Consider the following 22,154-nt stretch of genomic DNA (forward strand, 5'->3'; position numbering starts at 1 on the left):
GGACAGGAGCTTCCCGGTGCCGTCGCACTGCACGGCATGCGGGTCGATGCGGCCCCCTGCGCTGCACGCGAGCGCCTGGCGCACGGGGGGCCGCGGGCCCCTCCGCGCCGGACTACCGCCGACGCAGCCGCTTCTCGTAGCGCGCGCCCGGCTTGCCCTGGAAGACCTCGGAGGAGGGCAGCGGTGAGCCCGTGGGGAGGGGCTGGCCTCTACACCAATCGTAAAAACCAAGTGACTCGCCGTCTGCCCTGCTGGCACCAGGTCCGGTGAAAAAACCAGATTCTAAGAAACTCCGAGCCCGCGCCGCCGACAATCCAGCCAAACACCTTCGGTTTCAGGAGTACCCCGAATGATCACGTCCAAGGTCCGGTCCGGAGACACGCTGAGTGGAATCGCTGCCAGGTCCAGCACCGGGGAGAAGCCGGCCTCCAGGAAGTTCGTCGACTACACCGTGAAGAGCGGTGACACGTTTTCGGGCATCGCGGCGAAACACGACCTCTCGCTGGCCGCATTGAAGAAGCTGAACCCCCAGGTTGAGAACATCAACGTCATCCACCCGGGCCAGAAGCTGCACGTGAAGGTCGTGAACACGCCCGCGCCCGCGCACGAGTCGAAGCCAGCGCCGAAGCCCCAGCCTGGCAAGAACACCAGCGTGCTCCCCAAGGGCATCCCGAACACCGAGGGCATGTCTGAGGCGAAGGAGTACGCGCTCTACTCGAAGTACGTGGAGAAGCACGGCGACGCCAAGGCGAAGCAGGACCTCGCGGCCGGCAAGCGCGTCATCGTCGGCCTGAGGGTGAACACGCCCTTCACCAAGGACCAGCCCTCCCGCGGCACCTACGACGATCGGCTCGTCGTCATGTGGAAGGACAGCAGCGGCAAGCCGCACGTCGAGGAGTTCAAGGCCAACACCGAGCCCAACCGCCGCTGGGCCGATGACCCGAGCCAGAGCACCAAGCCGGTCGGCCGCCTCGTCGGCAACCAGACCTACCACTACAAGAAGAGCTTCAACGGCAACTTCGGTGGCAACATCCTCTCGCCGGACCTGCGCTACGGGAACCCGACCGTGCGCCGCGACACGAACCGCGACCACCGGATCAACTCGAAGGACGACGTGTTCAGCGGCGACTGGGGCGGACAGGCCTACTACTTCCATCGCGGCGGAACGAACGACACGTACTCCGCCGGCTGCCAGACGATGGACCAGGGCCGCTTCAACAACTTCTGGGCCGCGCTCGGCCCTCAGAAGGAGTTCAGCTACGTCCTGGCCCAGGTCGGCTGACGTGGCCTGGCGCAGAGGACGGATGGGGGGTGTAGCCCCCCTGAAGAGCCGGTCAGGCTCCGCGCAAGGTCCTCGACTCCCGAAGCGATGTGACCCTGGCCGCGGTGGGCGACATGAACCCGGACGGCCACACGTCGGCTACTCGTACCAGGTGGGCACGATGCGCCGGACCTCCGGCAGCGCCGCGAGCTGGCAGAGCTCGTTCCACGCGGTGTCCGTCAGCGCGCCGTGGCGCGAGGTGCAGGCGGCCTCGTGGGTCGGGTAGAGGAACAGCGTCTCCGTGGCCGTGTCGCAGCCCGCCCGCCCGCCTGACGCCATGGTCGACACCGACGGGGCAATCCGCTTCACCTCGGCGTGCGCGGCGGGTGCGTCCTTCGGCACGCAGAACTCGACCGCCCCGTCGTTCTGGCAGCCCGTCTCCTGCGTGAAGGCGAGCTTGTGGGTGGGGCAGCCGGCCGTGCCGCGCGTGGCGGCCGTGTCCGGGGATGCTCGCGACGCCGCGCCAGCGGGGTTGCCGGTGCGAGACGTGCCGCAGGCCAGCAGCGCGAGCAGCACCAGGGACGAGACCACCGACCCGGAGGGACGACGCACGATGACCACCTTCCTTCGAGCGGACGGCCTCCCTCCTACCACGCCCCACGCGGGCGAGCGCTCCTCGGTCCAACGCTCCTGACACCGGTGTAACGCACCGAGCAGGGTGCACCGCGCAAGTCCACTCGCGAGGTCCTCTCCGTCCGCGGCTCCTGCTGGGGGCTGCCTCGGCGCCACCCGCGTTGGCGCAAGCATTGCGGTGGAGTCAACTCGCGAGCTGACGCCGGGGAACGGCGGCGGCCAGCACCGCCAGGCTCGCCAGCAGCCACGAGGAATCCCCCGGGCCCGCCGAGCATCCGCCGCCCTCCTCTGGATCCGGGGAAGGCTCCGGCGCCAGTTGGTAGATGAGACTCACCACGCTGGCGGTCGCCGACCACACCTCGGCCAGCGCGCTGAACGTGAGCATTCCCCTGCTGGGTCCGGGGAAGGGATTGACAGACGCCCGAGACACGTCTATCTGCTGTCTCAGCATCCAGAGCGGCCTCCGCCTCGCGCGGTGGCCCGACAACCTGGGGTCGGACCTCCAAGGTGTCCAAACGATGCGGCTCGGGGAGAAGAACCTCCACGGGCAATCCAAGAGTCCGAAGCAGAGGCCACCCCTCAGCTTCGGTGAGAGAGGACCCCCGTGGTTCCATCCACCCGTGCCGCATCCCTGAACGCCAGCGCTGACCGCCTCACGTCGTGCCGTGTCCCGGCCGCGTGCCGGTGTTGCGCCCGAATGCGCCAGCCCGGCGGCCACCGCTAGTCCGCGTCCGCCAGGGCCCCGCCTCCCCCAATTCCTTTCTCTTGCCGTGGGCGCGCGTGCGCCGCGACGGGCCTTCGTGTGCCCGGAGCGCGGGACGTGTCTGCCTTTGACTGTCTTCAGGGGCCCAAGCGGCCCTCACGAGGTTCGCAGATGAGCAGCGCTCCCTTCCAGGTGATGAAGTTCGGAGGCTCCTCCGTGGGCTCTCCCCGTCGGCTCCGTCAGGTCGTCGAGCTGATTGGCCGACACGCGAAACAGGGGCCCCTCGCCGTCGTCGTCTCGGCGATGGGTGACACCACGGACTGGCTGATTGAAGCGGCGGGGCTCGCCACGAAGGGAGACCTGGAGGGCGCGCTGACGGTGGTGGCGCGCATCGCCCACCTCGCCAAGACGAACGCCGCCGCGCTGGACCCGGCGCGCTCCACCGCGCTCGCGGCGCGGGTGGACACGCTGCTCTCCCCCTTGCAGCAGTTGCTCCAGGGCATCTCCCTCACCCGCGAGTGTTCGGCGCCTTCGCGCGACAGGGTCCTCTCCTTCGGCGAGCTGGTCTCCGCCACGCTCCTCGCGGATCTGCTGACGGCGTCGGGCACCGAGGCCACCTTCCGCGACGCGCGGCAGTTGCTGGTGACGGATGACCGCTTCGGCGCGGCGCGGGTGGACGTGGCCCGGACGCGCGAGCGGCTCCAGGCGTCGGTGGCGGGCTGGAGGGCCTCCGTGCCCGTCCTCCCCGGCTTCATCGCCGCGACGCCGGACGGGCGCACCACCACGCTGGGGCGCAACGGCTCCGACTACACGGCGGCGCTGGTGGCCCAGGGAATCGACGCGACGGAAGTCACGGTATGGACGGACGTGCTGGGCCTGCACACCGCCGACCCGGACCTGGTGAGCGACGCCTACCCCGTCGCGCACCTCACGCACGCAGAGGGGCTGGAGCTCGCCGCCGTGGGCGTCCGCATGCTGCACCCGCGCACGATGATTCCGCTCATCGAGGCGGGCAGCTCCCTGCGCATCCGCAACACGATGCACCCGGACCACCCGGGCACGCTCATCGACGCCATCGGCTCGCGGGACGGCCAGCGCCCCACGTGTATCGCCACGCGCGAGGAGCTCGCCCTGCTCGGCATCGAGGTGCGCAAGCTGTCGGACCAGTTCCAGCTCGGCGAGCGCGTGCTGGCCGCCCTGCGCGAGGCGGAGGTGACGGTGTGGCTGTCCGCGCAGTCCGCGAATGGCCAGTCGCTTGCCGTCGTCATTCCCCGCCCGGACGTGCTGCGCGCCCAGGGCGCCCTGGAGAACGAGCTGGCCCAGGAGCTGGCGCGACACGAGGTGGAGCCCCTCGCCATCCGCGAGCCGGTGACGCTGCTGACCCTGGTGGCCGAAGCGATGGGCCACGGCGTCAACGTCGCCGGGCGCTTCTTCAGCGCGCTGGGCGCGGTGGGCGTCAACGTGCGGGCGAGCGCCCAGGGCGCCAGCTCGCGCTCCATCTCCTGCGTCGTGGATGCGGCGGACACCGCCATCGCCGTGCGCACCACGCACGCGGCCTTCAACCTGGCGCACCAGCAGGTGAGCCTGTTCCTCCTCGGCCGGGGCACCGTGGGCGGCCAGCTGTTGGCGCAGCTGCGCGCGCAGCAGGCCCTGCTCAAGGACAAGCACGGCATCGCCCTGCGAGTCGTCGGCCTCGCGGACAGCCGGCGGGCGCTCTTCGATGCGGCGGGCCTGCCGCTGGAGGGCCTGGAGGAGCGGCTCGCACGTGTGGAGCCGGTGGACCCGGAGACACGCACGCTGGTGCCGTTGCTGGACGAGCTGCGCCGGCTGCCGGTGCCCATCCTCGTGGACTGCACCGCCGCGAGCGGAGTCGAAGCCCTCTACACGGAGGCGTTCCGTCGCGGCATCCACGTGGTGGGGGCCAACAAGAAGCCGCTGGCGCTGCCGTGGAATGACCGCGAGGCACTCCTCTCCGAGGCCCGGCGCCACCACGTGGCCTACCACTACGAGACGACGGTGGCGTCCAGCCTGCCGGTCATCGACACGCTGGCGAACCTCGTCCGCACGGGCGACACGGTGCGCCTCATCACCGCATCGCTGTCCGGCAGCGTGGGCTTCATCTGCAACGAACTGACGGCCGGCGTGCCGCTGTCGGTGGCTGTCCGCACCGCGAAGGAGCGGGGCTTCACGGAGGCAGACCCACGCGAGGACCTGAGCGGCACGGACGTGGCACGCAAGGCGCTCATCCTCGCCCGGGAGCTGGGGCTGCCCCTCTCCCTCTCCGACGTGGCGCTGGAGCCGTTCGTCCCCGCCGAGCCTCGGCCTGGCACCACCGTCGACGCGTTCCTCCAGGGGCTGAAGTCTCAAGACGCGGCGTACGCGGACCGCGTCACGCGCTGCCGTCACGCCGGCACGGTGCTGCGCTACCTGGCGCGCATCGACCCGTCGAAGGTGGGCACCGGCTCGCCCGTCATCCGCGTGGGCCCCGTCGCCGTGGAGGCCGGCCAGCCCGCGGCGGACCTGCGCGGCTCCGAGTCCTTCGTGTCCTTCACCACCACGCGCCACAGCGACTTTCCGCTCACCGTGCGCGGCGCGGGCGCGGGCGGCGCGGTGACGGCCTCCGGCGTGCTGGCCGACATCCTCCGCATCTCCCAGACGCTGCGTGGCCGCTGACCCTGTCTTCACCGAGAGAAAGAGCCCCTTCCATGAAACTCGCCACCGCGCTCGTCCACGCGGGCGTACGCAGAGACCCCACCACCGGCGCCATCGCCGTCCCCATCTACCAGTCCGCCACCTACCAGCACCCCGCGCTCGGCCAGTCCACCGGCTATGACTACTCGCGGACGAAGAACCCCACCCGCTCCGCGCTCGAGGACGCGCTCGCGGGTCTGGAGGGCGGCAGCCGAGGCCTCGCCTTCAGCTCCGGCATGGCCGCGCTGCACTGTGCGCTCCAGCTCTTCGGGCCGGACGACCACGTCATCCTCACCGAGGACCTCTACGGCGGCACCTACCGGCTGGTGGACCGCATCCTCCATGTCCCCTACACCTTCGTGGACACCACGCGCCCGGAGGCGGTGCGGGCCGCACTGCGTCCCAACACGCGGGCCATTCTCGTGGAGTCGCCCACCAACCCGCTGATGAAGACGGCGGACCTCCCGGCGATTGCCGCCATCGCGCACGAGGCCGGCGCGCTGCTCATCGTCGACAACACCTTCCTCACGCCGTGGCTGCAGCGGCCGCTGGAGCTGGGCGCGGACATCGTCGTGCACAGCGCGACGAAATACCTCGCCGGGCACAACGACGTGGTGGCCGGCGCGCTGGTGGTGAGGGACGCGGCGCTGGGCGAGCGCCTCGCGTATCTCCAGAACGGCATCGGCGCGATTCTGGGCCCTCAGGATGCGTACCTCGTGATTCGCGGGCTGAAGACGCTGGCCCTGCGCATGGAGAAGCACCAGGCCAACGCGCGCGAGGTGGCCGCATGGCTGGCCGCGCACCCGCTGGTGGAGCGGGTCTTCTATCCGGGCGTTGGCGGCATGTTGTCCTTCAACGTCATCGAGGCGGCCCTGGTGCCCGGGGTGCTCGCCTCCGTGCAGGTGTGCCTGTTCGCCGAGTCGCTCGGCGGCGTCGAGACGCTCATCACGTACCCAACGACCCAGACCCACGCCGACATCCCCGTCGCGCGCCGGGAGCAACTGGGAATCTCAGACCGACTGCTTCGCCTCTCCGTGGGAATCGAGGACTGTCATGACATCATCGCCGACCTGGCCCAGGCGCTCGAAGGAGCCCGCCGTGCGAACCCGCTTCGCGACGCGCTTGCTGCACACGGGTCATGAGACCGACCCCGCCACCGGCGCGGCGGCGGTGCCCATCTACCAGGTGTCCATGTTCGACCAGCCGGGCTTGGACAGGCCCGGCGAGTTCGACTACGCGCGCTCCGGCAACCCCACGCGCAAGGCGCTGGAAGGCGTGCTCGCCGAACTGGACGAGGCACACGCCGCCTTCGCCTTCGGCTCCGGCATGGCCGCCATCTCCACGGTGCTGATGCTCTTCAGCGCGGGGGACCACCTCGTCGTCACGGACGACTGTTACGGCGGCACCTACCGGGTGCTGACGCGGGTGTTCAGCCGCTTCGGGCTCAAGGCCACCTTCGTGGACACGAGCAACCCGGACGCGGTGCGCGCCGCCATCCGGCCGAACACGAAGGCCCTGCTGGTGGAGAGCGTCAGCAACCCTTTCCTCCGCCGCACGGACATCACCGCGATGTCCATCATCGCGCGCACGTGCGGGGCGCTGCTCATCGTCGACAACACGTTCCTGTCGCCGTACGTCTCGCGGCCTCTCACCGAGGGCGCGGACATCGTGGTGCACTCGGCCACGAAGTACCTCGGGGGCCACAGCGACGTCGTCGCGGGGACGGTGGCGGTGAAGACTCCGGCGCTGGCGCAGGAGGTCTACTTCCTCCAGAACGCGGTGGGCGCGGTGCTGGGGCCACAGGACTGCTTCCTCCTCCAGCGCGGCATCAAGACGCTGGGGGTCCGCATGGAGCGGCAGGTGCGCACGGCGGCGGCGCTCGCTCGCTGGCTCGCGGACAGGCCCGAGGTGCGGGAGGTCTTCTACCCGGGCGCGGGCGCGGTGGTGTCGTTCAGGCTGGCCCAGGACGCGTGGGCGGCGCCCTTCGTGGAGGCGCTGCGGTTGCCCCTGCTCGGCGTGTCGCTGGGCGCGGTGGAGAGCATCGTCACCGTGCCTGCTCGCCACTCGCACGCATCCGTCCCCGCCGCCGAGCGGCAGCGGCGCGGCATCACCGACGGACTCATCCGCTTCTCGGTGGGGCTGGAGGACCTGGAGGACCTTCAGGAGGACCTCGCGCTCGCATTGGGCCAGGCCATCCGGGCGGCGGCGTGAGCGGCACGTCGGGTTGACACGCTCCCGGCGGTTCGTTACCTCAAGGGCCCGATGCTCATTTCCGTCGCCACGTCCGGTTCCTGTCGCGGAGGCATGTGTTGCCATGCCCCCACGGGTCCGTCCGTTCGCGCGCGCTGAGCCTCTCTCACGCACCACGCGTCGTCCGGCCCGTTACCCGCCTCTCGGGAACGGGCCGTTTCTTTTCCCCTCCTCCGCGCTCCGGCCGGAGGCGGGGCCTTCCACCACGCGGTGACGACACGTCACCCAGGAGTCCTGGATGTCTCGCAGTCCCGATGAGGTCGCGGCGCCGTGATTGAGCTTCGAGGCGTCAGCAAGGTGTACGGACAGGGCGCTCGGGAGGTGCCGGCCCTGCGGAACGTGTCGCTGCGGGTGGAGTACGGCGAGGTGTTCGGCGTGCTCGGGCAGAGCGGCGCCGGCAAGTCCACGCTCATCCGCTGCCTCAACCTCCTGGAGCGCCCCACGACGGGCGAGGTGCGGGTGGACGGGCGGGACATGCTCTCGCTCGGCCCCGACGAATTGCGCGCGGCGCGACAGGGCATCGGGATGATCTTCCAGCACTTCAACCTCTTCTCCTCGCGGACGGTGGCCGGCAACGTCGCCTTCCCGCTGGAGGTGGCGGGCTGCTCGCGCGCGCACATCCGCGAGCGCGTGGACGAATTGCTCGAGCTGGTGGGGCTGTCCGACAAGGCGGGGGCGTACCCGTCGCAGCTCTCGGGCGGGCAGAAGCAGCGGGTGGGCATTGCCCGGGCGCTGGCCCCGCGTCCGCGCGTCCTGCTGTCCGACGAGGCCACGTCCGCGCTGGACCCGGAGACCACTCGCTCGGTGCTCGGGCTGCTGCGGGACATCAACCGGCAGCTCGGGCTGACCGTCCTGCTCATCACCCACCAGATGGAGGTGGTGAAGTCCATCTGCGACTCGGTGGCCGTGCTGGAGCGCGGGCGGGTGGTGGAGCAGGGCAAGGTGGTGGACCTCATCGCCCGCCCCGGCACCCGGTTGCACGACCTGTGCTACCCGCCCTCCGCGCCACCCGCGGGCACCGCGTCTCCTGGAGGCCGGAGGGTGGAGTTGTCCCTGGTGGGCGAACACTCCACACGGCCCATCCTCACCACACTGGCGCGGCGCTTCGGCGTGGACGCATGGCTGCTGGAGGGCTCGATGGAGCGCGTGGGGGAGACGCGCGTGGGCCGGCTCCTCTTCGAGCTCACGGGTCCACCGGAGGCGGTGGACGGAGCGCTGGGATTCCTCCGCGAGCAGGGCCTGACGCCGGCGGTGCCCCATGTCTAGCGAGCTGCTGCATTCCCTGTGGGTGGCCACCGGTGAGACGCTCTACATGACGTCGGTGGCCGCGGTGCTGGTGCTGCTGGCGGGACTTCCGCTGGGCGTGCTGCTGGTCATCACCGACAGGGGCGGACTGTGGGAGCGGCCGGCGCTGGGCCGCGTGCTGGGGACGCTCGTCAACGTGGGCCGCTCCGTTCCCTTCATCATCCTCATGGTGGCCATCGTCCCGCTCACGCGCGTGCTGGTGGGCACCACCATCGGCACCACGGCGGCCATCGTTCCGCTGGTGGTGGCGGCGATTCCCTTCATGGGCCGCGTGGTGGAGCAGGCCCTGCGTGAAGTGGACTCCGGGCTGGTGGAGGCCGCCGTCGCCATGGGCGCCACCCGCCGTCGCGTCGTCTTCGGCGTGCTGATTCCGGAGGCACTGCCTTCACTCGTGCGCGGCACGGCGCTCGTGGTCATCAGCCTGCTCGGCTACAGCGCCATGGCGGGCGCGGTCGGCGGCGGCGGGCTGGGCGACCTGGCCGTGAAGTACGGCTACATGCGCTTCCGCACCGACGTCATGCTGGGCTGCCTGGTGGTGCTGCTGGTGCTGGTGCAGCTCGTCCAGTGGCTCGGTGACGGACTGGCCTCGCGCTTCGAACGCGCGTCTTCCTGAACCTCTTCCTGGAGTCCACAACCGTGAAACGCTTCTTCATTCCCTTCCTGCTCTCCGCTGGCGTGCTGCTCGCCGGCTGCAAGGCCCCCGCTTCCGATTCGTCCACCGAGGTCGTCCGCATCCTGAGGGTGGGCGTCAACCCGGTGCCACATGCGGAAATCCTGCGCGCCGCCGCACCCGTGGCCCTGCGCGAGGGCGTGCGCCTCGAGGTGGTGGAGTTCACCGACTACGTGCAGCCGAACATCGCGCTGTCGGATGGCCAGCTCGACGCGAACTACTTCCAGCACGTGCCCTACCTGGAGCGCTTCAGCGCGGACCGGAAGCTGTCCCTGAGCAGCGTGGGCCCCGTACACCTGGAGCCGCTGGCGCTCTACTCCACGAACTACCGACAGCTCGCGGAGCTGCCCGAGGGCTCGCTGGTGACGATTCCCTCCGACCCCAGCAACGCGGCCCGTGCGCTGCGGCTGTTGGAAGCGCAGGGACTGGTCCGCCTGCGAGAGGGCGCGGGCGCCACCGCCACCGTGCAGGGCGTGGTGGGCAACCCGCGCCGGCTGGAGCTGCGGGAAATCGACGCGGAGCAGCAGCCTCGCACCCTGGAGGACGTGGCCGCCGCCGTCATCAACGGCAACTACTTCCTGGAGGCGCAGAAGCACCTCGAGCTGAAGGCGAACGTGCTGGCCCGCGAGGCGCCGAAGGGCAACCCGTACGCCAACGTGCTCGCCGTGAGGAAGGGCGACGAGGCGCGGCCCGAGGTCCAGGCGCTGGTGCGGGCGCTCCACTCCGAGGAGGTGCGGAAGTTCATCGAAGCGCAGTACGGCGGCGCGGTGGTGGCGGCGTTCTGACGGACGGCGAGGGCTTCGCCTCGCGGGGTCTGGGGCAGAGCCTGACCCGTCCTGTTCGGAAATGTCGGGGGTTCTGGCGGCGGTCTCAACCGGTGAACGCACCAGTTGGGATGCACGGCATAGCGGCGTGCATCCGGGGAGGTGTCCGGTGCAGAGGCGAGGCAAGCTCGGCAGGATGAGTGCAGAGGACTGGCTGGCGGTGCGGCGCTCGGTAGCGGCCGGGCAGACGCTGGAGGCGGCAGCGCGGGCGGCAGGGGTGAGTGAGCGCACGCTGCAGCGGCTGCGCCCTGGGGCGGGCAGCATGATGCAGAGGGCCCACGTGCGTTCCGCTTTGCGGCTGTCGGTGCAGGAGCGCGAGGAAATCTCGCGGGGGCTGCGGGCGGGCGACTCGCTGCGTGCCATCGCGAGGCGCCTGGGCCGGGCGGCCTCCACGCTCAGCCGTGAAGTGGCCCGTACCGGTGGGCGCAAGCGCTACCGGGCGTGGCGCGGCGAGCGGGGCGCAACGCACCGGGCACGGCGTCCCAAGCACACGAAGCTGCAGGAGTACCCACGGCTGCGCCAGGAGGTGGAGCGGCGGCTGGAGGAGTGCTGGAGTCCTCAGCAGGTTGCCGCCAGTCTCAAGCGAGACTTCCCGCACTGCCCCGAGCTGCACGTGTCCCACGAAACCCTTTACCGCAGCCTCTACGTCCAGACGCGCGGCGCCCTGCGCAAGGAGCTCACCGCGTGTCTGCGCACGGGCCGCACCCAGCGCCGGCCCCAGGGGCGCACGGACCTACGCGGCCAGTTGCCGGACAAGCTGATGCTGAGCGCGCGTCCACCCGAAGTCGAAGACAGGGCCGTGCCAGGCCATTGGGAGGGTGACCTCATCCTCGGTAAGCAAGGCAAGTCCGCGGTGGGCACGCTGGTGGAGCGCCACAGCCGCTACGTCATGCTGCTGCACCTGCCCGAGGGCCGCACCGCGGGCCACGTGCGCCAGGCCCTCACCCACAAGATTGGCCAGCTGCCTGACGCCCTGCGCCGCAGCCTCACCTGGGACCAGGGCAAGGAGATGTCCGAGCACGTGCGCTTCACCCTCGACACCGCCGTGTAAGTCTACTTCTGCGACCCGCACAGCCCCTGGCAGCGCGGCAGCAACGAGAACACCAACGGCCTGCTGCGCCAGTACATGCCCAAGGGCATGGACTTGAGCCACCTCTGCGCGCAGCAACTCGATGCTATCGCCGCCCAACTCAACAGCCGCCCGCGCCAGACACTCGACTGGCACACCCCCGCCGAGGTATTCGCCCGAGCCGTTGCGATGACCGGTTGAGACCGCCGGCGGCGCAAATGTCCCGACATTTCCGAACAGGACGCCCCCGAAGTGCCACCCGGGCCTGAATCAGTCCGGACGTTTGAAGTCGTCCGAGCGCACACCATAGCGCTTGAGCAACCGATGCAGGCTCTCGCGCTCCATCCCCGCACGCTCGGCGGCGTGGGTGACGTTGCCGCCGAACTCCTGCATCAGCGCGGAGAGGTACTCGCGCGACACCGCGTCCCGCGCGCTGTCCACCGCCTCGCGGTAGGGCAGCTTCGCCAGCGCTTCAGCAGGAACGCCGCCAGCAGGGGCACCACCGGACTCCGCTACCCGAGCCGCGCCCAGCTCCGGCGGCAGATCGTCCACGCCGATTGTCGGTCCCTGTGCCACCGCCGCCGCCCGAGCCACCGCGTTCTCCAACTGCCGCACGTTGCCGGGCCACGCGTACGCAGTGAGGGCGCGCAGGGCCTCCGGCAAGAAGCCCTCCAGCTCCGGCCGGCCCGCTCGTGACAGGAAGTGCAGCGCCAACAACGGAATGTCCTCACGCCGCTCGCGCAGGGCCGGCAGCCGCACCGTCACCACGTTGAGCCGGTAGTAGAGGTCCTCGCGGAAGCGCCCCGCCGCCACCTCCGCGGCGAGGTCCCGGTGCGTGGCCGCGACCACGCGCGCGTCCACCTTCACGGGCGAGGTGGTGCCCACGCGCCGCACCTCCTTCTCCTGCAACGCGCGGTTGAGTTTCACCTGCACCGGGAGCGGCAGGTCGCCAATCTCGTCCAGGAAGAGCGTCCCGCCGTGCGCCTCCTCGAAGAGGCCGGCCTTCGCCATGGTGGCGCCCGTGAAGGCGCCCTTCGCGTGGCCGAACAGCTCGCTCTCCACGAGGTCCGCGGGAAGCGCCCCGCAGTTCACCGCCACGAAGGGCTTCGCCTTGCGCGGGCTCTCCGCGTGCACGGCGCGCGCCGCCAGCTCCTTGCCCGTGCCCGTCTCCCCCGTGAGCAGCACGGTGAGGTCCCTCACCGCCACCTGGGACAGCAGCGCGTGCAGGCTTCGCATCGCGGCGCTCGAGCCCAGCAGACCATGGAGGTCCGGCGCCGTCGCGAGCCGCGACTTCAGCCCCGCCGCGTCCTTCCGCTGCCGCCGCTGCTCCAGCGCCCGCGCGACGAGGAGGGCCACCTCGTCCGGGTCGAACGGCTTGGAGAGGTAGTCGTACGCGCCCTCCTTGATGGCCTCCACCGCCTTGGGAATGCTCGCGTACGCGGTGACGAGCACCACCTGCGTGTCGGGCGCGCGCCGCTTCACCTCACGCAGCACCGCGAAGCCGTCCGCCCCGGGCATCTGGATGTCCGTCACCACCACGTCGAACTCGCGCTCCGCCAGGCGTGCCAGCGCCTGCGTCCCGTCCGCCGCCTCCGTCACCGCGTAGGCGTCTCCGAGGATGCGTGCGAACAGCTTGCGCATGTTCTCCTTGTCGTCCACCACGAGGACGGCCGGCTTCTGTGGCGTACTCATGCCATGGCCTCCTGCGCGGGCGACGCGGGCGGCAGCCGCAGCGTGAAGCGCGCGCCTCCCAGCGCCCCCGTGTCCGCATCAATCCGCCCGCCGTGTGCCTCCGCGATGGCCTGACTCACCGCGAGCCCCAGCCCCGTCCCCGACGGCTTCGTGGAGAAGAACGGCTCGAAGAGGCGAGGCCGGTCCTCCGGCTTCACCCCAGGCCCGGAGTCCGACACCGCGACGCTCGCTCCACCGTCCGGCGCCGCTTCGATGTGCAGTGCCACCGTGCCACCCTGTCCCGCGGCTTCCGCCGCGTTCTTCACGAGGTTGAGCAGCACCTGCCGCAGGCGCGGAGGCCACGCCCACGCGGGCGCATCTCCCTCCACGCGCACCTCCACATCGCCCAGCCGCGAGGACTCGCGCAGTCGCGCCACCACTTCCTCGCAGACCTCGCGCAGGGGCACGCGCTCCATCGGGCCGCGTCCCGGGCGGGAGAGGTCCAGCAGCCCCTCGACGATTTCCTGGCAACGCACCGCCTCCTGCTCCATCACCTCGAGGTCCTCCGCGAGCGCCCCTTCCGCCTTGCGCTGAAGCAGCCGCACATAGCCGAGGATGACGCCCAGCGGGTTGTTGATTTCGTGCGCGACGCCCGCCGCCAGCCGGCCGATGCCCGCGAGCTTCTCGTGCTGGACGAGCTGCGCCTGGTGCGCGCGGAGCGCCTCGGTCATCCGGTTGAACTGGGCCGCGAGCTGGCCGAGCTCGCCCGGGTCGCCCTCGGGGATGCGGGTGTGGAGGTCGCCGCGCGCCAGCCGTGCCGCGCCCTCGGAGAGCCGCGCCACCGGCCGCGCCACCGAGTTGCCGATGTAGATGCCCACGCCCACGGCGAACAGCGTGGCCCCGCCGAGGAACAGCAGGGCCCAGCGGAAGCTCGCGTGCTCCACCGCGCCCACGTGCGCCTCGAAGGAGCCGATGGAGGTGTCGAAGCGCTGTGCCAGCGAGTCCGCCCGGGCCTGGATTTGCGACACCAGCTCCAGCGCGCGCCCGTGTGCGGCGGTGATGGCGCCCTGGTCCTTCGCGAGCACGGCCGGGAGGAGGGTGTCGTGGTAGAGCCGGTTCAGCGCGTCGCCGTTCTGCTGGATGTCCGCGACCCACGTCTGTTCCTGCGCATCGCGTGCCTGCTCACGGAGCTTGCGGGTGAGCGCCTCCACGCGGGCCCGCGCCTCGTCGTGGAAGCGCACGTGGCTGGCATTGCCGAGGATGATGGTGTGAGCGAGGTGCGCGTACTGGTCCCTCACGGCGGTGGCCAGCTCCAGCGCGTCCCGGACGCGGCCTCCCGCCTCGCGGAGCGCATGCGAGCCGTCGTGGATGTCCGTCAGCCGGGCGAGCGCGAAGCCGGACGCGGCCGTGAACAGCGCCACCAGCGCGCCGAAGGCCAGGAGCAGCTTGCGAGTGGTGGAGCCGGAGGGGGAGAGCATCTCGCCTCTATATAGGGGAGTGAGGCCCGGGCTGCTCACTGCGCGGCGGCGGAGATGCCCTCCGGGGTGGGTACGGGCCTGGGAGGGCCCCGGTAGGCTCGTCAGGCTGCTTCCTCTGCCTGGAGGAGCCCCGATGCGCTGGCCGGCCACGTGGGTCTGTTCGCTGTCTCTCGCCGTACTTGGGTGTCCCGAGGTGCACAAGCCGGGAGGCCTTGCCGACAAGGCCGCGCACAGGGATGCGCTGGAGAGCATTCCCGAGCGGTGCACGACAGAGGACCGACTGGAGTTTTGCGCTGGAGAGAAGAAGTTCAGCGAGGAGTGCCGCATCCGGTGCGGTGAGGCCGAATGAACTGGCGCGCGACCGCTGGGGCCTTCGTCGGATTGCTCCTGCCGCTGCCCCTGGTGCTGCTCATGGGGAGCGTGCTCCGTCTGGGAATGCCCGAGCATGAGGTGGTCAATGGGCAACGGGTCAGCCCCATGCTCGCATCACAGGAACGCGCCCGACGGCAGACCTATCATCGAGACTGCGCGCTGAGTTCCGAGTGTGAGTTCCCCCTTGGGTGCCTGCTGGATACCCGAGCCGGAGCCCAGTACTGCGCCGACAGCCAGTGCATGACGGATGCGCAATGCCAGGATGAGCAGGTCTGTCGAACCCTGACAACCTCGGGCAACGGCCCCTTGGTGCGCATGTGCGTCCCGCAGGGTCTCCGCGAGGAGGGCGAGAGGTGCGTCCCCATTGGTAGAGCGCTGGATGACGCATGCGGGCCCGGCCTTATCTGCGGTGGAGAGGATGGTTTCTGCGCACGCCCCTGCAGCAAGGACGCCCCATCCTCCTGCCCCGAGAACTCTTTCTGCGCGGACACAGAGCTTCAGCCACTTTGCCTGCCGACATGCGAGAAGTCCGGGTGCCCCGAAGGCCAGGAGTGCATCCAGTACGAAGACGGGGCGTCGGCATGTGCCAGGGTCTACGGCACCAATTGCCAGCAGACTCCGTGTCCTGAAAAGCAGAAGTGCGAGCTGGACCACGAAACGAGTCACACGGCCACCGTGTGGATGCGGTGCGCGCAGTACTGCCGCAAGGACCCGACCTCCTGTCCTCCCGGCCTCATTTGCGACAACTGGGCCTGCCAGCCTCCCTGTGAGCCGAACGGCCCCAACAGCTGCGCTGCGGGCTACCGCTGCAAGAAGGCCCGTCCCACGCGGCCGTGGGTCTGCCTCCCGGACTGGTAACTTGCGCGCCGCGCCCCTCCCGAGCATGACAGGGGCAGGCACCATCCCCGGAGCGGAGGAACAGTCCCATGGCCTTGCGGTTCAAGAACCTCGACGGCAGCGGTCCCCAGTCCTTCGACCGCGTCCTCAAGTGGGCCGTTGGCGACAAGCTCACCGGCCGCCGCCGCAAGTCCCCGGACCGCGCGCCCGTCCCCCGAGTGGAGCCCGACCTCGCCCTGCTCCGCACACCCCCGGCGCCAGGTGACGGCGCCCGCCTCACCTGGCTCGGTCACGCGAGCTGGCTCGTGCAGCTCGACGGCCTCTCCCTCCTCGTCGACCCCGTGCTCCGCGACGCCATCAACGTCGTCATCCACCGCAACGTCCCGCCCGGCGTCCCCGTGGAAAAGCTGCCCCCCATCACCGCCAGCCTCGTCTCGCACAACCACTACGACCACCTGGACCTGCCCACGCTGAAGCAGGTCGGCGCCCCCATCGTCACCGGGCTCGGGCACACGCCCGTCTTCAAGGGCTCCAACCTGCCCGTCACCGAGCTGGACTGGTGGCAGTCCACGAAGCTGGGCCCCGTCAACGTGCACTTCGTCCCCTCGCAGCACTGGAGCCGACGCGGCCTCAACGACGTCAACGACATGCTCTGGGGCGGCTTCGTCATCGAGGGCTCCAGCGCCCGCGTCTTCCACTCCGGCGACACCGCCTACTTCGACGGCTTCAAGGAAATCGGCCGCCGCTTCCCCGGACTCGACGCCGCGCTGCTGCCCATTGGCGCGTATGACCCGGCCTGGTTCATGAGCCGCCAGCACATGAACCCCGAAGAGGCCGCGCAGGCCTTCGAGGACCTCGGCGCCACGCGCTTCCTCGCCATGCACTGGGGCACCTTCAAGCTCACCGACGAGCCGCTCGACGAGCCGCCCCGCCGCCTGGACACGGAGTGGACCCGCCGCGGCTGGCCGCGCGAGCGCGTCCACGTCCTCCCCGTGGGGGGCACCCTCACCGTGCGCAACGGTTGAAACCCACCGGGGCCTGTGCTGTGGGGAGGACATGCTCCTGCCCACCCTCGTCGCCCTGGCCCTCGCCCAGGCCCCACCGCCTCTCACCACCGTCTCCGAGCAGAGCGGCTGGACGCGCACCGGCCGCTACTCCGAGGTGGAGTCCCTCTGCCGCGCCTTCCCCAAGGCCTTCCCCGGCAAGGCCCGCTGCGACACGCTCGGCACCACGCCGGAGGGCCGGCCGATGCTCGCGCTCGTCGCCAGCGCGGATGGCACCCTCACCCCCGCCGCCGCCGTGAAGAAGGGCCGCCCCGTCGTCTTCTTCCAGGGCGGCATCCACGCGGGTGAAATCGACGGCAAGGACGCCGGCTTCTGGCTGCTGAGGGACATGCTCAACGGCACCGCGCTGCCCGGCGTGCTCAAGGGCGTCACCGCCGTCTTCGTCCCCGTCTTCAACGTGGACGGGCACGAGCGCTTCGGGAAGAACAACCGCCCCAACCAGGTGGGCCCCGAGGAGATGGGCTGGCGCGTCACCGCGCAGAACCTCAACCTCAACCGCGACTACGTGAAGGCGGACGCGCCGGAGATGGTGGCGCTCCTGAAGTACCTGCACGCGTGGGACCCGCTCGTCTACGCGGACCTGCACGTCACCGACGGCGCCCAGTTCGAGCCCGACGTGTCCGTGGGCCTGGAGCCGCAGAAGTCCGGCCCGGCGGCCCTGCGCGAGCTCGGCGTGAAGCTGCGCCAGGAGCTCTTCACGGAGATGGAGTCCCAGGGCCACCAGCCCCTGGAGTTCTACCCGTCCTTCCGCGAGGACGATGACCCGGCCTCCGGCTTCGCCTACGGCGTGGCCCCGCCCCGCTTCAGCCACGTCTACTGGTCCATCCATCACCGCTTCGGCGTGCTGGTGGAGACGCACTCGTGGAAGCCGTACGCGGAGCGCGTGAAGGCCACGCGCGACGCGGTGGCGGGCCTGCTGCGCCTGGTGGCCCGGGACGGCGCGGTGCTGCGCGCGGCCGCGAAGGCGGCGGACACGGAGGCGGAATCCGGCAAGGTGCGCGAGGTGGTACTCGCCTGGCAGAACACGGAGAAGAACCACTCCATCGCCTTCCGGGGCTACGCGTACGAGCGCGCCCCGTCCGAGGTGTCCGGCCAGACGTGGATTCGCTACGACGTCACGAAGCCGCAGGTGTGGAACGTGCCGTACTTCGACGAAATCCGCCCGGCCCTCACCGCGTCGCTGCCCTCGGGCGGCTACCTGGTGCCGCCCGCCCACGCGGCGATGGTGGCGCAGAAGCTCACCGCCCACGGCCTGCGCTTCCAGCGCCTCACGCGCGAGGTGCCCTCCACCGAGGCGGAAGCCTTCCGCGCCACCGACGTGAAGTGGGGCGCCCAATCCGTGGAGGGCCACCAGACGCTCACCGTAAAGGGCGCCTGGGAAAAGGGCACGCACGCGCTGCCCGTGGGCACGCTGTACGTCCCGGTGGCGCAGCCGGGCATCCAGATGGTGGCCCACCTGCTGGAGCCCACGGCGCCGGACTCGCTGCTGTCGTGGGGCTTCTTCAGCTCCCACTTCGAGCAGAAGGAATACATCGAGGACTACGTGCTCGAGCCGTTCGCCCGTGAGCTGCTGAAGGACCCGGCGGTGAAGGCCGAGTGGGACGCGAAGCTGAAGGACGCAGCCTTCGCGAAGGACCCGCGCGCCCGCCTGCGCTTCTTCTACGAGCGCCACCCCGCCCGCGACGTCCAGCTGCGTGTCTACCCCATCCTGCGCACGCAGGCGGCCCCCGCCGGGCTGGCGGCCGCGAAGTAGCGCACCCGGGCGCCTCGACGCGCCGACGCCCGCGGGCGCCCAAACGCGGACGCCCCGCGAGCCGAGGGGCTCACGGGGCGTCCTTTCACTTCAGGCTCCAACCGGGCCCCTCAGGTGACGAGGGGCCCGGAGTGACGGGCCACCTCAGCCGAGGATGGGGTCACACGTACAGGTGCTCGGGTTGCAGACCTCGCGGCGCCCGCAGCCACCGCAGTCCGCCTTGCACGCGCACGAGCACGAGTTCGCATCCGGCTGGTGCTGCGCGTCGCAGTTGAGCGCCGCCGTGTTGCACGCGCAGGTGCACAGGTTCGGGTCGAAGTCGTAGCCCTCCACGCAGGTGGCGTCCTGCACGCAGGTGCAGGCGCAGGCGGACTGGCTGCACGTCTCATACGTGCCGCACGTCCCGCCGCAGTCCGCCGTGCAGGTGAAGGCGCACACCGCCGGGTCCGTGTTGCACACCTGCCCCGGCGCTCCGCCGCCACCGCAGTCGGCCGGGCACTCGCACCGGTCCGTCGTGCGGTTGCACGTGAGCTTGCCCCGGCACGAGTCCGCCTCGTTGGCGTCGTAGTACGGGTCCGACTTGCACGGGGGCGGCACACCGTTGGGGTTGGTGGTGCGGTCGCTCCAGTACCGGTAGGACACCGCCGCCTGCGTGGTGCCCGCCGCCTTCGGACGGCAGGCGCCGTAGAAGGACACCGCCCGGCTGATGCCGTCCACGTCGAAGCCGTTGGTCCGGCTGCGCGGCAGATCACCCGCGTTCGGGCAGACCGCCGCGTCCGACACCTCGGCCACCGCCACGCGCAGCGAGGCGCCGATGGGCGGCTTCAGCGTCTTGTAGCCCACCGAGGCGATGACGCTGTCGACGATGGCGTTGATGGTGGTGGTGATGGAGGCCGCGTCGCGGATGCTCCCGTACACGCCGCCCGTGGCCTGGATGATGTCCAGGTGCCGCGGGCTGGTGTTGTTCTCGTCCTGGTGGCAGCGCGCACCATCCGGCGGGCAGATGATGCCATGCACCTGGATTTGCTGGTCCACCGGGTTGTTGCTCGTTCCGGCCGTCGGGCCCGTGTCCAGGAAGTACTGATTGAAGGTGCTGATGCTGTCACCGGACTGGTCTCGCGTGTCCGTCAGGATGACGACCACCACCTTGGCACCGTCGCGGATGCGGGTGTCCGCCGTGCCGCCCGCGGCCTTCAGGTCGTTGATGGCCTTGCGCGCGGCGTCCAGCGACTTCTCCGTGCCGTCACCCTTGAGGTTGACCCAGCACTCGGCGTTGCTCGAGCACGTGGTGGGCGCGCCACCCGTGGGAATGGTGACGCCGGAGCACTGGCCGCTGGAGCACACGCTGTTCTCGGTCAGCCACGCCCGGAACTGATTGACGTTGCGGGTGAAGCCGCGCAGCACGCCCGTGTTGGCCTTGCCGGCGATGCTGTAGCTCGACGTCACCATGGACAGGCGCCAGTCGAGCGTCGCGTTGGCCAGCTTCTGCGCCACCGCGGTGGCGGCGTTGGCCAGCGACTGCTGCGAGCTGGCCATGGAGCCGCTGTCGTCCACCACGAAGAGGAAGTCCACCACCGCCTGGCTGGCGGTGAACTTCTCGCACTGCACCGCGTCCGCGTCGCCGAACTGCGCCAGCGCCGTGCCGCCCGCCGTGTCCGCCAGGGTGAAGAGGCTGCCCGTCTCGGTGTAGCTGGCCGCCGGCGTAATCGCCAGCACCACCACCACGCTCTGGTTGGAGCGGTGCACGTACTGCGCCTGCATCTTGAACGGGCCCGTGATTCCGGCCGTCCCCGTCAGCGCTCCGGCGCTGCCCGGCACCAGCGAGCGCGCCAGGGTGTTGGTGAAGGCCTTCAGGTCCGTGGTGTCCGCCTGCGAGTAGCGCGCGGCCAGCGCCGGGAAGCCGTCCCAGGTGCTGAAGGTCTGCGTGTAGTCGCGCGTGGCGGCGTTGAAGGACGCCGTGCGGATGCCCGCCTCGTCCGCGGTGGGGTCCGCGGCGGTGCCCACCTGGCCGCGCTTGTACGCAATCAGCGTCACCTGCTTCGTGTCGTCCCAGCCGATGAGGCCCACCGAGCTGCCACCCACCGTGAGATTCGTGAGGTTGGCGTCCTTGAAGGTGCTGGGCAGCGCCAGCCGCAGGTCGCCACCGGAGTCCTCCTTGAAGGTGACGGTGCGCAGGTTGGTCGTCTTGCACACCTGGCCCGCCGGAGTGCCCGCCGCGCCGTCAGTGGGGTCGCGCGGGTCCAGCTCGCCCGGGTCCACCTGGCCGTTCTGGTTGGCGTCCTCCGCGCCGTCCTGGATGCCGTCGCCATCCGCGTCGGGGTTCAGCGGCGAGGTCGTGGTGGTGGTGTTGGAGTCGCCGGAGTAGCCGCAGTTGGTGCGGGGGGCCGCCGCGGTCGCCACGCCGCGCTCCAGGCCGTCGCGCAGGCCGTCGCCGTCCGTGTCCGGGTTGGTGGGGTCCGTCTCGTTCGCGTCCACGCGGCCGTTGTTGTTGGGGTCCTCGCCCAGGAAGCCGCCCTTGCCGGGGCCGTCCTGCAGGCCGTCGCAGTCGGTGTCCGTCAGGCGCGGGTCCGTCTCGTTCGCGTCCACGCGGCCGTTGCGGTTCTCGTCCTCCACGCCGTCGGGCGTGCCGTCACCGTCCGTGTCGGCGCTGTCCTTGTTGGTGCCGGTGGTCGTCTCCACCGCGTCGGGGATGCCGTCGAAGTCCGCGTCCGGCACGGTGGCGGCGCAGTCGGACACCTTCGGGTCCGACTCACCGGTGTCCTTCACGCCATTGTGGTTCTTGTCCTCATCGCCGTCCTTGCACGAGTCGCCGTCGGTGTCCGGCTTGAGCGGGTCGGTGCCAATCTGCTTCTCGAGGCCGTCCGGCAGGCCGTCGTCGTCCGTGTCCCGCTTGCGCGGGTCCGTCTCGCCCGGGCTCACCGTGCCGCTGTGGTTGGCGTCCTCGTCGCCGTCCTTCAGTCCGTCGCCGTCCGAGTCGAGCGCGTTCGGGTCCGTCTCGCCCTGCTGCCTCACGCCGTCGCGGTTGGTGTCCTCCAGGCCGTCCTCGAGGCCGTCACCGTCCGTGTCCGCCTTCACCGGCGAGGTGCGGGTGTTCGGGTCCGCGTCCGCGCGGAAGGCGCACCCGGTGTTGAGGGTGGTGGTGCGGCCCACCTCCAGGCCGTCGCGCAGGCCGTCGCCGTCGGTGTCGCGCAGGCCCGGGTCCGTCTTCAGTCCACCGGGGTATACGTTGGCGAACTCCTCGGAGTCCGCCAGGCCGTCGCAGTCCGAGTCCTTCGTGGGGTTGCTCTCGTCGCCCGCGTCCGTGGGCACCTTGCCCGGGTCGGGGTCCGGGTCCGGCTCGATACCGGCATCTTCTTCTTCCGTGGGCTCGACACCGGCGTCAAACTCGTAGCCCGGGCCCGCGTCCACGACGGGCTTCGCATCCTGGGTGTCATCGCCACAGGCCGCCAGCAGCGAAGCCGCCAGCAGCACACAGGTGACGAGTTGTCTGAGAGGGGTGCGCATCGTCTTTGACTCCAGTGGCTTCGACTCCAAGGGGGGAGCTGGGTCGAAGCCGACATCGATTTTAGAGGC

14 protein-coding genes, 1 pseudogene and 1 riboswitch are annotated in these 22,154 nt (G+C 70.6%); of the genes and pseudogenes, 10 read left to right on the top strand and 5 right to left on the bottom strand.

Annotation, left to right across the window (positions count from 1 at the left end):
- The first annotated feature begins 349 nt into the window (after window positions 1-349).
- Window positions 350-1,282: a LysM peptidoglycan-binding domain-containing protein gene (locus OV427_RS14150; protein WP_267856626.1), complete on the top strand. Its 933-nt coding sequence runs from the start codon at window positions 350-352 to the stop codon at window positions 1,280-1,282.
- Window positions 1,283-1,420: 138 nt separating this feature from the next.
- On the opposite strand, the gene OV427_RS14155 is transcribed toward OV427_RS14150, so the two are convergent.
- Both OV427_RS14155 and OV427_RS14160 read right to left on the bottom strand, forming a co-directional pair.
- Window positions 1,421-1,873, bottom strand: coding sequence for a hypothetical protein (locus OV427_RS14155; protein ID WP_267856627.1), 453 nt, complete (start codon window positions 1,871-1,873; stop codon window positions 1,421-1,423).
- A gap of 205 nt (window positions 1,874-2,078) precedes the next feature.
- Complete coding sequence (locus tag OV427_RS14160; RefSeq protein WP_267856628.1) at window positions 2,079-2,279, bottom strand: MYXO-CTERM sorting domain-containing protein; 201 nt, start codon at window positions 2,277-2,279, stop codon at window positions 2,079-2,081.
- Between the two features lie 57 nt (window positions 2,280-2,336).
- Window positions 2,337-2,459: riboswitch (SAM-I-IV-variant riboswitch) on the top strand.
- A 309-nt stretch (window positions 2,460-2,768) separates the two neighbouring features.
- Between OV427_RS14160 and thrA the strand changes: the two genes are divergently transcribed.
- From thrA to OV427_RS14195, 7 genes and pseudogenes are all read left to right on the top strand, one after another.
- Window positions 2,769-5,270: a bifunctional aspartate kinase/homoserine dehydrogenase I gene (thrA, locus tag OV427_RS14165; protein WP_267856629.1), complete on the top strand. Its 2,502-nt coding sequence runs from the start codon at window positions 2,769-2,771 to the stop codon at window positions 5,268-5,270.
- 32 nt (window positions 5,271-5,302) lie between these two features.
- Window positions 5,303-6,430: a trans-sulfuration enzyme family protein gene (locus OV427_RS14170; protein ID WP_267856630.1), complete on the top strand. Its 1,128-nt coding sequence runs from the start codon at window positions 5,303-5,305 to the stop codon at window positions 6,428-6,430.
- The gene (locus tag OV427_RS14175) at window positions 6,342-7,499 is read left to right on the top strand and encodes a trans-sulfuration enzyme family protein (RefSeq protein ID WP_267856631.1); all 1,158 of its coding nucleotides are present in this window, start codon (window positions 6,342-6,344) and stop codon (window positions 7,497-7,499) included. Before OV427_RS14170 ends, OV427_RS14175 begins: the two co-directional genes overlap by 89 nt.
- Window positions 7,500-7,808: 309 nt before the next feature.
- On the top strand, window positions 7,809-8,804 hold the full coding sequence (locus OV427_RS14180; protein WP_267856632.1) for a methionine ABC transporter ATP-binding protein: 996 nt from the start codon (window positions 7,809-7,811) through the stop codon (window positions 8,802-8,804).
- On the top strand, window positions 8,797-9,456 hold the full coding sequence (locus OV427_RS14185) for a methionine ABC transporter permease (RefSeq protein WP_267856633.1): 660 nt from the start codon (window positions 8,797-8,799) through the stop codon (window positions 9,454-9,456). Before OV427_RS14180 ends, OV427_RS14185 begins: the two co-directional genes overlap by 8 nt.
- A gap of 23 nt (window positions 9,457-9,479) precedes the next feature.
- Entirely contained in the window at window positions 9,480-10,298 is an 819-nt protein-coding gene (locus tag OV427_RS14190; RefSeq protein ID WP_267856634.1) for a MetQ/NlpA family ABC transporter substrate-binding protein, read from the top strand.
- A 175-nt stretch (window positions 10,299-10,473) separates the two neighbouring features.
- Window positions 10,474-11,607: pseudogene (locus OV427_RS14195) on the top strand (IS30 family transposase).
- A 69-nt stretch (window positions 11,608-11,676) separates the two neighbouring features.
- On the opposite strand, the gene OV427_RS14200 reads toward OV427_RS14195, so the two are convergent.
- Together OV427_RS14200 and OV427_RS14205 are read right to left on the bottom strand one after the other, a co-directional pair.
- Window positions 11,677-13,098, bottom strand: coding sequence for a sigma-54-dependent transcriptional regulator (locus OV427_RS14200; protein WP_267856635.1), 1,422 nt, complete (start codon window positions 13,096-13,098; stop codon window positions 11,677-11,679).
- Window positions 13,095-14,555 (bottom strand): sensor histidine kinase, encoded by a 1,461-nt coding sequence (locus OV427_RS14205; protein WP_267856636.1) that lies wholly within the window; start codon window positions 14,553-14,555, stop codon window positions 13,095-13,097. Before OV427_RS14205 ends, OV427_RS14200 begins: the two co-directional genes overlap by 4 nt.
- Before the next feature lie 1,298 nt (window positions 14,556-15,853).
- Between OV427_RS14205 and OV427_RS14210 the strand changes: the two genes are divergently transcribed.
- Window positions 15,854-16,789 (top strand): MBL fold metallo-hydrolase, encoded by a 936-nt coding sequence (locus OV427_RS14210; protein WP_267856637.1) that lies wholly within the window; start codon window positions 15,854-15,856, stop codon window positions 16,787-16,789.
- A gap of 31 nt (window positions 16,790-16,820) precedes the next feature.
- Complete coding sequence (locus tag OV427_RS14215; protein WP_267856638.1) at window positions 16,821-18,581, top strand: M14 family zinc carboxypeptidase; 1,761 nt, start codon at window positions 16,821-16,823, stop codon at window positions 18,579-18,581.
- Between the two features lie 144 nt (window positions 18,582-18,725).
- Here OV427_RS14215 and cglD read toward each other — a convergent pair whose 3' ends face one another.
- Window positions 18,726-22,085: an adventurous gliding motility lipoprotein CglD gene (cglD, locus tag OV427_RS14220; RefSeq protein ID WP_267856639.1), complete on the bottom strand. Its 3,360-nt coding sequence runs from the start codon at window positions 22,083-22,085 to the stop codon at window positions 18,726-18,728.
- Window positions 22,086-22,154: the final 69 nt, after the last annotated feature.

Origin of the sequence: Pyxidicoccus sp. MSG2 (genome assembly GCF_026626705.1) — a bacterium.
GTDB lineage: Bacteria > Myxococcota > Myxococcia > Myxococcales > Myxococcaceae > Myxococcus.